General features: G+C 41.9%; 11 protein-coding genes. 5 read left to right on the top strand and 6 right to left on the bottom strand.

Features of this window, described 5'->3' with window-relative positions:
• Positions 1 to 94: 94 nt before the first annotated feature.
• On the bottom strand, positions 95 to 619 hold the full coding sequence (locus tag AB6C75_RS12020; protein WP_372107874.1) for a DUF3087 family protein: 525 nt from the start codon (positions 617 to 619) through the stop codon (positions 95 to 97).
• 256 nt (positions 620 to 875) lie between these two features.
• Here AB6C75_RS12020 and trmY point away from each other — a divergent pair, with 256 nt between their 5' ends.
• Positions 876 to 1,475 carry a tRNA (pseudouridine(54)-N(1))-methyltransferase TrmY gene (gene trmY, locus AB6C75_RS12015; RefSeq protein WP_372107873.1) on the top strand — a complete coding sequence of 200 codons (600 nt, stop codon included), beginning with the start codon at positions 876 to 878 and terminating at the stop codon, positions 1,473 to 1,475.
• A gap of 139 nt (positions 1,476 to 1,614) precedes the next feature.
• Here the strand turns inward: trmY and AB6C75_RS12010 are convergent, their stop codons facing one another.
• The 4 genes from AB6C75_RS12010 to AB6C75_RS11995 form a co-directional block, all read right to left on the bottom strand.
• A complete protein-coding gene (locus AB6C75_RS12010) occupies positions 1,615 to 2,688 on the bottom strand; it encodes an HlyD family secretion protein (RefSeq protein ID WP_017097974.1) in 1,074 nt (357 codons plus the stop codon).
• Positions 2,655 to 3,971 (bottom strand): glycosyltransferase, encoded by a 1,317-nt coding sequence (locus AB6C75_RS12005; RefSeq protein ID WP_372107876.1) that lies wholly within the window; start codon positions 3,969 to 3,971, stop codon positions 2,655 to 2,657. The genes AB6C75_RS12010 and AB6C75_RS12005 overlap by 34 nt, the downstream gene beginning before the upstream one ends.
• Positions 3,958 to 5,313 (bottom strand): diguanylate cyclase, encoded by a 1,356-nt coding sequence (locus AB6C75_RS12000; RefSeq protein WP_372107872.1) that lies wholly within the window; start codon positions 5,311 to 5,313, stop codon positions 3,958 to 3,960. Before AB6C75_RS12000 ends, AB6C75_RS12005 begins: the two co-directional genes overlap by 14 nt.
• 413 nt (positions 5,314 to 5,726) lie before the next feature.
• Positions 5,727 to 6,827 (bottom strand): permease, encoded by a 1,101-nt coding sequence (locus AB6C75_RS11995; protein WP_372107871.1) that lies wholly within the window; start codon positions 6,825 to 6,827, stop codon positions 5,727 to 5,729.
• 233 nt (positions 6,828 to 7,060) lie between these two features.
• Here AB6C75_RS11995 and AB6C75_RS11990 point away from each other — a divergent pair, with 233 nt between their 5' ends.
• Both AB6C75_RS11990 and sigZ read left to right on the top strand, forming a co-directional pair.
• Complete coding sequence (locus tag AB6C75_RS11990; protein ID WP_004733042.1) at positions 7,061 to 7,357, top strand: helix-turn-helix transcriptional regulator; 297 nt, start codon at positions 7,061 to 7,063, stop codon at positions 7,355 to 7,357.
• Complete coding sequence (gene sigZ / locus AB6C75_RS11985) at positions 7,341 to 7,940, top strand: RNA polymerase sigma factor SigZ (protein ID WP_372107870.1); 600 nt, start codon at positions 7,341 to 7,343, stop codon at positions 7,938 to 7,940. Before AB6C75_RS11990 ends, sigZ begins: the two co-directional genes overlap by 17 nt.
• A gap of 137 nt (positions 7,941 to 8,077) precedes the next feature.
• On the opposite strand, the gene AB6C75_RS11980 is transcribed toward sigZ, so the two are convergent.
• Entirely contained in the window at positions 8,078 to 8,692 is a 615-nt protein-coding gene (locus AB6C75_RS11980) for a YitT family protein (RefSeq protein WP_372107869.1), read from the bottom strand.
• A 639-nt stretch (positions 8,693 to 9,331) separates the two neighbouring features.
• Between AB6C75_RS11980 and AB6C75_RS11975 the strand changes: the two genes are divergently transcribed.
• Together AB6C75_RS11975 and AB6C75_RS11970 are read left to right on the top strand one after the other, a co-directional pair.
• Positions 9,332 to 10,537, top strand: a complete 1,206-nt coding sequence (locus AB6C75_RS11975; protein WP_372107868.1) for an MFS transporter — start codon at positions 9,332 to 9,334, stop codon at positions 10,535 to 10,537.
• A gap of 224 nt (positions 10,538 to 10,761) precedes the next feature.
• Positions 10,762 to 11,487 (top strand): sulfite exporter TauE/SafE family protein, encoded by a 726-nt coding sequence (locus AB6C75_RS11970; RefSeq protein WP_372107867.1) that lies wholly within the window; start codon positions 10,762 to 10,764, stop codon positions 11,485 to 11,487.
• The last annotated feature ends 353 nt before the right edge of the window (positions 11,488 to 11,840 follow it).

The raw sequence follows: 11,840 nt of genomic DNA, 5'->3' as shown, positions 1-11,840 counted from the left end.
CTCATTAGTGATTGTACTCACTTAACTCAGTGTCCAAAACTGCTGGTGCGGATCATTTCATAGGCCAAAGCTCATACAATCAAGAGCATATAACTTAGAATTTCGCGACTAGATCTTTCGAGAATGTCTCTATATCCAGTTCTATACTCCACTTTTCACTCAGCTCCACTATGTTATCTAGAGATTTCTGAACCGTTTTTATCGTCAATGTATTGTTATCTAGGTCGTATACCTGTTTTTGCGTAGTGTAATAGAAGTAAAGGATAGTTAATGCTTCTCGATCGCCATGCTCAGCTTTTGGTTGAATACGCTTAAGCTTACGATAGATTTGATTGTGAACTTGTTTCACGTTCCACACATAAAGTGCTTCTTTAAAGTAATCATGCCCTTTCACACGGCTCGCGATAAAGGCATTCAGTGCGACTGATAAAATCACGCCAAGTACATTCAAATGGAAATTACCTGTCGCTTCCCCAGTAACGGATCCAACTGAACCAAAAAGTTCAATCAGAATGCTACCGAATACGATGGCAAACAAGGCGAGCGACCCAACCAATGAAACCAACAGTAGGTTCATCTTCTTTCTATATTCTTCTTTATTAATCTTCTGTAACTTCATCGACTACTTCCTTATGTAAGTCACCTAATAATTTGCGCATACTATCTATGTAAACCTTGGTTAGCTTCAACCTTTACCATCTTGTAATGTGGTCACTCTCTATTTAATACGTAGAGTTCTTGTGGTCAGTACTATACATAACTCCATTTGACTTCATTAATAGAAAAGAGTTACATACCGCCATAATTTTGGTTATTCATCAATTCATGTTGATAAAGTCTGTTTCGTTTTATCACATACTGACAAGGTACATTCCATGCGTTCATTTGTATTACGCGCTCGCGCAGCCCCTACAGAGAGTAAACTTATCTTAGAAGGTGTTGGGCAAGACGCTCATACCGAGATTCTGGCTCATACTCTGATAAACACGATCTTCGTTGCTCAATCTCACCGTGAGAATGTCACCGTGCACCTTGTGTTAGAAAGTACTAAAGACTTTTCACGTACGATCACTTTCGATTCAAATGAGATCACTAACATTGGTGGCTTTCATGAATCGGCATTGTTATCAGCGGTAGTAAGAGCGGTTGATACATCTCAAGGCATGACAAAAGAACAGACACGTCAGGTTGAACCGGGCATCACTGTTCGTACTATGAGTTTTGAAAAGTTGGTTAAAGAACTGGCTGAAGACCACCAGCTGTACATGATGGATAAGAAAGGCGACTTTATCCGTGACGCAGAGATTGCGGAAAACCCATGTTTCCTTCTAACTGACCATATCCCTATGCCGAAGAAAAGCTACAACAGCTTGAAGCGTTTAGGGACAGAGAAAATCAGCTTAGGTCCAAACATGCTGTTTGCTTCTCAGTGTGTTGTGTTGATCAACAATGAACTGGATGTGCGTGGTTTTTGATATCCACAGCTCTCTCTACGATAGTTTTCTCTAAAACAGAAAGTCTCTCTAAAACAGCAGTTCGCTATAAAAAATAGCTAGCCCTAAAACCATAAATGGAGCGATATACGCTCCATTTATGGTCAAGTTAGCGTGCTAATTAAAAACGCACTTCGACGGTCATCCCTTCAATCCAATATTCTCTAGGCAAATCAGCCGTAAAGTTCAATGCTACTTTGAGATATGCTGGCTGCCCTTCAAAAGGGCTTGCTAATTGAGTCGGCAACTTACTGACGATTTCTACCGAATCTGCAATCTCAGCCTCAAAAGTACTACCATTAGGAAACCTTACCTTGGTATGAGCTCCTATTATCGCATTCTCTAAATATTTAGGGTCTAAATACGCGACCACTTGCGGGATGGTATTCTTCGCTATCGTTACAAGCTCGTCACCTTCGAACACTCTCTGCCCTTCAACGACATGGATATCGACAACGCGACCTGCATAGGGAGACTTAATCGCCAACCCTTGTTCAACAACACGTTTAAGTGCTAGATCTTTCATTAAAGCACGTCGAGCCTGACTAACCGGACCCGCTAATTCTCTTTCTTGTTCAGCTAATTTCGCATTTTGATAATCAAGTTTTTGTCCATTAAGCTGATTGTTAAGTGAGTTACTCATTCCCACTATACTTGCGTAGTCCACATCGGATACCTGACCTTTCTTCCTGTATTCTTCATAGCGCGTTTGAATTTGCTGTACCGTGTTTAAATTACTGCGCGTTTCTTCAATACCTTTCAAGTGCAGTAAGCCAATATCATCAGGAAACCTGATTTCTAAATCTAATAACTCAGCATGAAGAAATTCGATTTGCGCTTCCACTTCCATATTAGTCAACTGAATCGCTGTCTCTGATTTTAGGATTTGACTTCCATCGTCTACTGGAATTGGGCCGACTACTCCTGCAACTTTAGAGGTTAAGGTTACAGGATGCGAGGTAATGATTGCCGGAGCAATAACCAGAAAATTTGTCTTTAAGAAAAAATACGCTACGAACAATAGAGGGCTAACCACTAAGCTTAAGATTAAATACCAACGAAAGCGGTAGCCTCCTCTTTTCGCTTGTCCGTAAGCAACTTTGACACCATCATCCGATTGAGGGTTATTCTTTTTATCAAGATGAAATTTCACTTTCATTGTTAAAACCTTTTGCCTTTTTTCAATACCCACCAAGGAGCCATACTGGATTCTTCATGACTTCTTCTAAATAACTCATTCACCATAGAGAACGCCGTAATCAACCGCATAAAGAACTGATAAAACGGATATAAGATTAGCCATTTTGCCATCTTAAGATCTTCTTTCGCTCTTTCGGAAACCAACCCAATATAGACAGTAAAAAACAACAACACTGTCGACAAATAGACGCAGTAGATAAGGATCAGAAGTGCAGCAACAAAATCGAAGGGGTAAGCCCAAAATATGTAAAACATGAATAGCGAAACTAGAATGGGCAGCAATACGTTTTGTAGAACGCCATAAACTAAAGTAAATATAAAGTTTCCCCAACCGAGTAATCTAGGGGTTAGACCTTCATTGTGTTTCCTTAAAAACAGAAATAATAAGTCTCCATCCCATCTTAGCCTTTGTTGTACCAACCCTTTCAGTGTATCGGGTACATCAGTATGGCCCACAGCTTTAGGTGTAAAAGCGAGTTGATTGTTTGGATGTCTTTTCTTGTACTGTTTGAGCCTCATCGTTAAGTCGAGATCTTCAGCAGTATGGGTATCCCACCCTCCAACTTGCTTCAGAGTGTTCTTTCGAAAGGCACCAAATGCTCCTGATATATTATTTAGAACCCCCCAGTTGGATAGCCCCGTCTTACCAGCTTGCATTGATAACATATATTCAAGAGACTGCATTCGCGTAAGCAAATTTTCTTGCCAGTTTCTAACGCGTAAAGCACCTCCAGAAGCAATCACATTCTTATCAGTAAATTGCTTCATCATTTGTAACGCCATGTCGTTATCAAAAGAAGTATCACCATCAACATTAATAACAAAATCGCCGGTAGCGTTATCTAAACCAGCATTTAACGTTGATACGCGACCTCCTCTTTGCCACTTAGGAATGACACGAACAACTCTGTTTCTTACCGTTTTATGTCTTTGCTCCCCTCGCATTGCAGCTAAGTAGGTATCTTCATTTTGAGTTGCTCCATCGACTACGGCTAAAATCTCAATCTTTCCGGGATAAAGCTGTTCAACAAGCGTGTCGATCGTTATCTCAATTGCATCTCCTTCTCCATAACAAGTAATTACAAACGAGATGCTTGGGTATTCTTTTATCTCTATGTCACTGGCCGAATAAGACCAGCGAAAGATTCCACTTAACACAAGCAGAAAGAGTGGGAGCTCCACCATAATCATCATGGGGAAAAGCATTAGCCAAAGCTCAGAGTTCTCTAAAAGCATCCCCCAGAAGTACTGTTGGAGATCAAGGCTAACTGACAGCATAGATTTCACTGACTTTACTTTCTAACCAATAACCAACATCTTCTTTCATTGTTGGATCGGGTATACCCCATGCAAAGACATTCAGCGTGAAATCGTCATCTTCGATTAAAGAACAAAGTGCTTCTATTTTCCCGCGTAATACTTCTATATGTTCCATCTTAGCTTTAGGCATAAATACAAGAAGAACATCGCTTTTAAACTGACAACAAATATCAGAATCTCTAAACAATCCGTTTAAACGCTCTGTAATTTGCTCGATCAAAGCAAACATTTTTGCGTCTCCATTTTTAGACACATACTGCGCTAAATCAGGCAGGTGTAACCCCAATAATAAGTGCTCTTCTTCGTGGCGAAGTGCAATCCTATTAACCCAGCTAAGAAGATTAGAAAAATACCCGCCGTCTACTTTCCCGCTTAAGGTCAGTTCAGGCGCCGATAGCTTCACTCCATGACGGAATATATACTCTCCCTGAACTCCAAGTTTCAGCGAATAAATCTTCCTAACAACCAACTTTGAAATATCGTTTTTTGTACCACACTCGAAACAAGAAGCTAATGTCTCCGCCTCAGAAAAAGAGTGAGAGCATGAGTTACATGTATGAGTTTCTAAAGGGCGATCATAATCCACTCCAATATGTCGAAGCTGAGTCAAACATTTCGGGCATTCTAATTTTTGATTGCGTTTGAAAAGCCCTTGTTCAGCAACATGGCCACACGTGAAACAATGGAGAGAGGTACGCTCAGTAATATCAATGTCTTTGCAAGAAGGACACGCTTCGATGTAGTTTAAGTGGGCACTGGCACATTCATGACACACTCTTACTCGATCGATTAAATCCTCAATTTCAAAAGTGTCTCGCTTAGTCTCTGATAATACAAAACGATAAGTTGAACTTAACTCCGGATAGTAAAGCTCCACTAGCGGATAGGAATATATCGATTTATGAGACAAATATTTGTGAGGTGATAATCGACGTGTTTGGTCCAAGCCTAACCACCCAACAAGAGGGTCTAATGTATCCGATGAGTCGATAATACTTTCTAACGTTCTTCGGTGTTGAATCACCTCTTCTTCAACACTTTCTGAATTTAAAGTGCCGTCTGATAAACACTCTGATAATGCACTATCGTCTAAAACATAAATCTTCCAAGACCAAAATTTCCTGCTACGGTGGAGTTGGCTCATCACGTCGTCTTGCGAAGTAAGATCGCCATTTAGAACTATGACGCCGCCCAATAATTCAGGGAGTTGATTAATGTCACTGACTGGCACGAGCTCAAATGATTCTCTGGTTTCAAGTGTAGGGGTTCCAAGGCAGTAAATTTTCAACTTATCTTTCATTCATTAACTCCAAGTCTTTTGACGTTGTCATCGTTGAATTAAAGCTAAACAAACGTTAATTTTGAACGATGCTATTTCATTATTCACCCTTACATAAATACTAGATATCGATATGAAAACCGTCCAATAATCAGCCAAAAAAGGTTAAATAAGCTCACCAATTAATTGACACCTACGAAACATGAATATTGTTAATACTTGGCATCAAAGCGGTTACATTCACGTCTAAAAGTAGGGGTTGATGAGTGTTATTTTCGATAGCAGCACTTCCGGAATAATAGCGTTCTCAAAAAAATTAAGCCTAATGCCCATGATTTTTTGACCTCCTAAACACAAAAAGAGCTCAACTAAGTGAGCTCTTTTTTATTATCTATATCTTGCTATCAATGGAGTTATCTAGGAATCAGACCCGATTAACCAAAGATGAAGCTGTATAGGAAGCCTGCCCCCATCGCCATGCTTAGGATAACGAATAGGAATGCTGCAATCATTTGGTTCTTGAAGATTGATTTAAGCAGGATAACTTCCGTTAAACTTGCACCTGCACTACCAATAATCAATGCCATTACCGAACCCAACGCCATGCCTTTCTGAACTAGAGCAGCACTTAATGGGATTACCGCTTCAGCACGAATGTACAGTGGAATACCAATCACGGCTGCTACTGGAATCGCATACCACATACCTTCACCAGCGTACTGTGCAATTAGGTCTGTAGGAATGAAGCCGTAGATGAATGAACCAATCGCAATACCCATCATTAGGTAAGGGAAAACTTGTTTGAAGTCTTTCCAAGTTGAGAACCAAATTCTCATCCAACGGCTAGGTTCTTTCTTCTCTACAATTTCAGCAGTCGCGCTTCCATCCGCAGAACAGCATGAAACCGTGACTTGTGGCTCTTCTTTTTTAGAATCGCAGCAAGATGTCTCTTTCGCCATTACTGGCGCAGGCTCACCACATGCACTTGTACCACATGAAGATTCCGCTTTAGCCGTTGCTGCTTTCTTAGGAGTAGAGTCACCACAACTAGTGCCACAGCTTGAAGCAGAACCTGTCGATTCATACGCTTCAGGTTTGACGTAGCGTTCAAAACCTAACTTCTCAAGTGCGTAACCAGCCACTACAGATACCGTCATTGCTACAAGGAAGTAGAACACAGCGACTTGCCAGCCGAACGTAATCACGAACAAACCAATGATCACTGGGTTCAATAGTGGGCTACCGAATAGGAATACCATCATTGGACCGAAACCCGCTCTTGCACGCAGCAATCCTTTTAGGAAAGGAATGGTCGAACATGAACAGAAAGGTGTAATTGCACCCAATAGTGCAGCAACCACATACCCCTTACCATTACGTGAGCTCAGGATAGATTGAATCTTTTCTGGTGGAAGGAACTCTTGAAGAATCCCAACAATGTAGCTGATCGCTAAGAAAAGGATAATTAACTCTACTGCTAAGAAAGCGAACATATCAAGTGCGTCTTTTAGCATTGTTAACATTTCATTGCTCATAATTAACTCCAAACTGGATTGAAGGTCGGGCTCTATGAGAAAAGTAACCAACCCTTAATTTCGAACATTCTCGAATTATAGAAATAAACAGCTCCAGATCAAGCTTTATTTCGATAAAAATCGAAATGATTTTCGAAAACACGGTTTTTCAATGACTTATACAGACACCGTTTTTAAATTTGAATTCGACATACATTTCGACTAACATCGAAATTAAATCTTGAGGAGTTAATATGAACTTAGAAGTCGTAGCGAAAGCACTTAAAGAGTTGGGACACCCTATTCGCCTAACTATTTATAAGAGTGTCGTTAAAGCTGGCTACCAAGGCATTGCAGTTGGCGGCCTACAAGAAGAGCTAGGTATCCCTGGTTCCACCTTGTCTCACCACATTTCAAGCCTAGCGTCTGCAGGCCTCATCAGCCAAAGACGAGAAGGAAGAACTCTATTCTGCGTGGCGGAGTATGAATGCCTAGAAGGTGTGATTGATTTCTTACAAGACGAGTGTTGCGTAAATGAACAGTGCAACTAATGCACCTTTGAATAAGGCCCCTTTAAAGCTAGAACAAGTCTGGGCCGAGTATCAGCAAGCATTAAAGTCATTCCTGCATTCAAAGGTCAACAACTCTGCGGATGTAGACGACTTGCTCCAAGATATCTTGATTAAGACCTATCAGAACTTAGACAAGGTACAAGATGCGAGCAGTGTTAAGGCTTGGCTGTTCCAGTTAGCCAACAACACCATTATCGACTTCTACCGAAAGCATGCACGCCAACAACGCGATAGCCAAATTGATGCTGAAGATCTGTGGTTTACCGATTTAGACCACGACTCTGAATTTAAGCAGAAGCTTTCATTGTGTATCGAACCTTTTATTCAAGCACTGCCAGAACAAAGTTCATCGCTACTGCTTGCCGTCGACATCAAAGGCCAAAGCCAGAAAGAGATCGCAGAAGCGCAGAACGTCAGCTACTCAACGGTTAAATCCCGCGTGCAAAAAAGCCGCGGGGATCTTAAGAACCTGTTTGAAGAGTGTTGTAACTTGTCCCTTGATCAACAAGGCAATGTGATTGATTGCGAGCTTAAGCCGAACGCCAGTTGCGGCAAGTGTTAATCGCTACATAGAATCCGCTATTTCAATAGAACAAAGCCAGCAATTGATGCTGGCTTTGTTGTTTTCATAATCTGTAAATTACGCTTTGTTTATGCGAATCGAGTGCTTAAGCGAACCTAGCGCTTGATCGTACCGAACTACGCCGCTTCCGCTTTTACGACCGGTTGATAGCGTCCCGGTTTATGGTTCATCGCCAAAATCAAGTTGGTTACTATCGCACCCAGTACAGACAGAAGAACCAGCGACACATCAACGATAAACAGTGAAAGCACAACAATCGTACAATCTAGTGCCATCTGAACCTTACCCGCACGAATCCCAAAACGTTCTTGTAAGAACAGCGCCAGAATGTTGAAGCCACCTAAGCTCATTTTATGACGGAAGATCACCAACATGCCGGTACCAATCAAGCCACCACCAAGTAAAGCTGCATACAATGCATGAATTTCGGCAATTTGAATCACGTGATACAAGTGATCCACGGCGAACGAAACAATCGAAACCGCGATAAACGTATTGATGGTGAAGCGCCAGCCCATACGAGCAACCGACAAAATATAGAAAGGTAAGTTAAGTGCGAAGAACACTTGGCCAAAGCTCAAACCTGTCACTTTGGTAATGAAGATCGCTAGACCAGCCGTGCCTCCGGTGAGCAAACCGACTTGATTGAAAAAGATAACGCCGAGTGACACTAGCGCGCTACCTAAGATCAGTGCCAGTAAGTTTTCGCGAAGGTTATGATCTTTATCCATGTGAATGACTCTCCCTGAATCTTTTAACATCGCGTTTCAGTCCCGTTGAAACGATTGAAGTACAAATTTACGATGTTTAACAGATAAGTCGAGTAAATGCGCAGTGTTACTGAGTGATTAATTTGTATACTAGTTTTTACAGGCTTTAAAATACTTCACTAAAGCAAGCAGTTATATCTAAAAAATTAAATATCCATCCTAAATTCTCCGCTTCTACCACATAATCAGCGAGCTTCGTGTTTTCCTATTTATTAGCTACGTTTCATTCCAACTCCAGCGATGCTTAAATCTATGCATAAAACGCATAGACTAAATCACAAAAGGTCATTTGATACATACCCTACTCGTCATTATGATGCGCGACTTCTTACAACATTGAGCGCATGTAAACACCTTATGTTTTCACAATCTCTTTTTGCCCAACTCGCCAGAATGACGCTATTCCTTGTCATTAGTTTGGTAATTGTGCATCACAATCAGCCATTGATCGATCTCTTGGCTCAGCATGCCGTTAGCAGTGGATGCCACCAGCAGTCAGCGCATGAGCATTCCGGGCACGAACACCACAATAAAATGACTGACCAACACATGTCAGCGCAAAACCACTCACATCACCACCATTAATTTAAGAGTATTAGAATGAGCATTTTCCGTTTTCCTTTACTGGTATGGCTTGGGATCGGCACACTTATTATCAGTCTAGGCATCAGACAATCATTCGGCATTTTCATGATGCCAATTTCAGAGCATTTCGGCACCGGCCGTGAGTTTTTCAGCTTCGCCATTGCTCTACAAAACCTGCTGTTCGGTGTGTTCCAGCCTTTTGTGGGCATGGCCGCTGACAAATGGGGAGCAAGACGCATCATTATTGCAGGTGCATGTGCTTACGGTTTGGGTTTACTTCTTACCTCAATGTCTACCGAATCAAGCATGCTTTACGTTTCACTAGGCGCATTGGTTGGCCTTGGGTTAAGTGCAACAAGCTATGTGATTGTATTAGGCGCTATAGCAAAAGTTGTACCTGCAGAGCACGCGGCTAAGGCATTTGGTTTAACCACAGCAGCAGGTTCATTTGGTATGTTCGCGGTAATTCCGGGTGCGCAATACATGTTGAACGAGTTTGATTGGCAAAGTGCGATGCAAGTATTTGGCGTGCTTTGTTGTTTGATGATCTCATTTGCGCTGTTTATGCGAGCACCGAAGTTAACAACCAATAAACAAGTACAAGACACCCAGACACTGAAAGAAGCACTGTCTGAAGCGTTTTCGAACAAAAGTTATTGGTTGATTCACGCGGGCTTCTTCGTGTGTGGTTTCCACGTGATGTTCATTGCAACGCACTTACCAAGTTACTTAGCAGACAAAAACTTACCTGCGAGTAGTGCAGCAATGGCACTGGCTTATGTGGGTATCTTCAACATCTTCGGGTCTTACTTCTGGGGTGTGATGGGCGATAAGTTCAGCAAGCGTCATGTAATGTCGGCACTGTACTTAGTGCGTACCGTGGTTATCGGAGCTTTTGTCACTTTGCCTGTTACTGAGTCAACCGCGGCAATCTTCGGTGCAGCGATTGGTTTTTGTTGGTTGGGTACGGTTCCGCTAACTTCTGGCTTAGTTCGTCAGATCTTCGGTGCTCGTTACCTGTCAACGTTGTACGGTTTGGTGTTCTTTACTCACCAAGTGGGTAGCTTCTTAGGCGCTTGGGTTGGCGGTCGTATTTACGATTACTACGGTTCTTACGAGCCAATCTGGTGGTCAACCGTGGTACTTGCATTTGCGGCAGCACTTATCCATTTACCAATCAATGACAAGCCGATTGAGCGACTGAAATTGGCAATGGCTTAACGTTTAACGCTGACTCCCCCACTAGCGTAAACAACAAGTCGTTCCAATAAAGCGAGTGAGTATTGAAAAGAAGCATCCTGATATACTCACTCGCTTTTTTGTTAGTCACTATTTCACCAATTAAAACGGTCGATATTTGCATAAACCTCACTGAATAATAAGACTATCCTTTTCGTTTTAATTTATAGTATCCACTCGCTCCTTTAAAACTAATCCGCAGGCTTATGGAATACATAGTTCAGACTGTCCTTATCGCAATGGCACTCATTTTTGCTGGCTCATTTGTGCAAACCGCAATCGGCTTTGGTTTGGCTATTGTTGCAGCCCCACTGCTGTTTTTGGTCTCTCCAGATTATGTACCTGCGCCTATCTGTTTAATTGGTCTGTTTATCTCGTTATTCAACGCTTTTAAACATCGAGCGAATATCTCGATTGGCGGATTAAAAATCGCATTGCTGGGCCGTATTCCGGGGTCACTGGCAGGTGGTGCTTTGTTGGTGATGGTTTCAACGAGCGTGTTATCACTATGGTTGGGCTTATTGGTAGTATTTGCCGTGATTGTTAGCCTACTGCCCTTTAGACTCGAACCAACCCCAACTAAGATGGGTATTGCGGGGTTCTTTTCTGGGTTCTTTGGCACCAGTTCTGGTATTGGTGGTCCACCGATGGCACTGCTACTCCAACACCAAGATGCCAATCAGCTTCGTGGTAACCTTTCTGCGTTTTTCGTGTTTAGTTCGATCATTTCGTTGGTTGTACAGATCCCAATTGGCTTCTTCACGCTACACCACTTGATCATCACTATACCTTTGCTGCCTGCTGCTTGGTTGGGTTACAAAGTGGCGTTGATGACGACACAAAGCATCCCTAAAGAGAAGATACGCATTGGTTCTTTACTGTTATGTTCTATCAGTGGCTTTACTGCAATCTGGCAAGGCTTAGCTGGTTAGTATAGAGATAACGTAAGTACTGAAGGTTGCTTACGTTTTGTAACTGTTTTGATGACAGCTCACTCATCTCGATAAGCAAGCTCATATGACTGACTAGTGACGTTATCCATTATGCTCAAATACTCTAATGCGGCGCCTTATTTAAGCTTTAAAGTCAGTACCACACTGTCGTAAACATCTCTATCTGGCGGTCACGATTCCCTCTCGTTCACCATCAATAAACCATTACTGCATAAACCATTTTTTCATAAGCTTTTTGTATACAGAGCTGAGACTGTTCAAATCAGGCTGAATGTTCAATTGGTAGCGTAGTCCTATTCATAATACGTCTATATACTGCATATTCATTAAGC

It is taken from the genome of Vibrio sp. 10N.237.312.B06 (genome assembly GCF_041464685.1).
GTDB classification, from domain to species: Bacteria; Pseudomonadota; Gammaproteobacteria; order Enterobacterales; family Vibrionaceae; genus Vibrio; species Vibrio tasmaniensis_A.
Note: the sequence above shows the minus strand (reverse complement) of the source record. Positions and strands in the feature narration are given on the sequence as shown.

What these genes read in the sequence shown, in the direction of transcription:
- AB6C75_RS12020 (WP_372107874.1), bottom strand. Translation starts at nt 619, where the DNA reads ATGAAGTTACAGAAGATTAATAAAGAAGAATATAGAAAGAAGATGAAC.
- trmY (WP_372107873.1), top strand. Translation starts at nt 876, where the DNA reads ATGCGTTCATTTGTATTACGCGCTCGCGCAGCCCCTACAGAGAGTAAA.
- AB6C75_RS12005 (WP_372107876.1), bottom strand. Translation starts at nt 3,971, where the DNA reads ATGCTGTCAGTTAGCCTTGATCTCCAACAGTACTTCTGGGGGATGCTT.
- AB6C75_RS12000 (WP_372107872.1), bottom strand. Translation starts at nt 5,313, where the DNA reads ATGAAAGATAAGTTGAAAATTTACTGCCTTGGAACCCCTACACTTGAA.
- AB6C75_RS11995 (WP_372107871.1), bottom strand. Translation starts at nt 6,827, where the DNA reads ATGAGCAATGAAATGTTAACAATGCTAAAAGACGCACTTGATATGTTC.
- AB6C75_RS11990 (WP_004733042.1), top strand. Translation starts at nt 7,061, where the DNA reads ATGAACTTAGAAGTCGTAGCGAAAGCACTTAAAGAGTTGGGACACCCT.
- sigZ (WP_372107870.1), top strand. Translation starts at nt 7,341, where the DNA reads ATGAACAGTGCAACTAATGCACCTTTGAATAAGGCCCCTTTAAAGCTA.
- AB6C75_RS11980 (WP_372107869.1), bottom strand. Translation starts at nt 8,692, where the DNA reads ATGGATAAAGATCATAACCTTCGCGAAAACTTACTGGCACTGATCTTA.
- AB6C75_RS11975 (WP_372107868.1), top strand. Translation starts at nt 9,332, where the DNA reads ATGAGCATTTTCCGTTTTCCTTTACTGGTATGGCTTGGGATCGGCACA.
- AB6C75_RS11970 (WP_372107867.1), top strand. Translation starts at nt 10,762, where the DNA reads ATGGAATACATAGTTCAGACTGTCCTTATCGCAATGGCACTCATTTTT.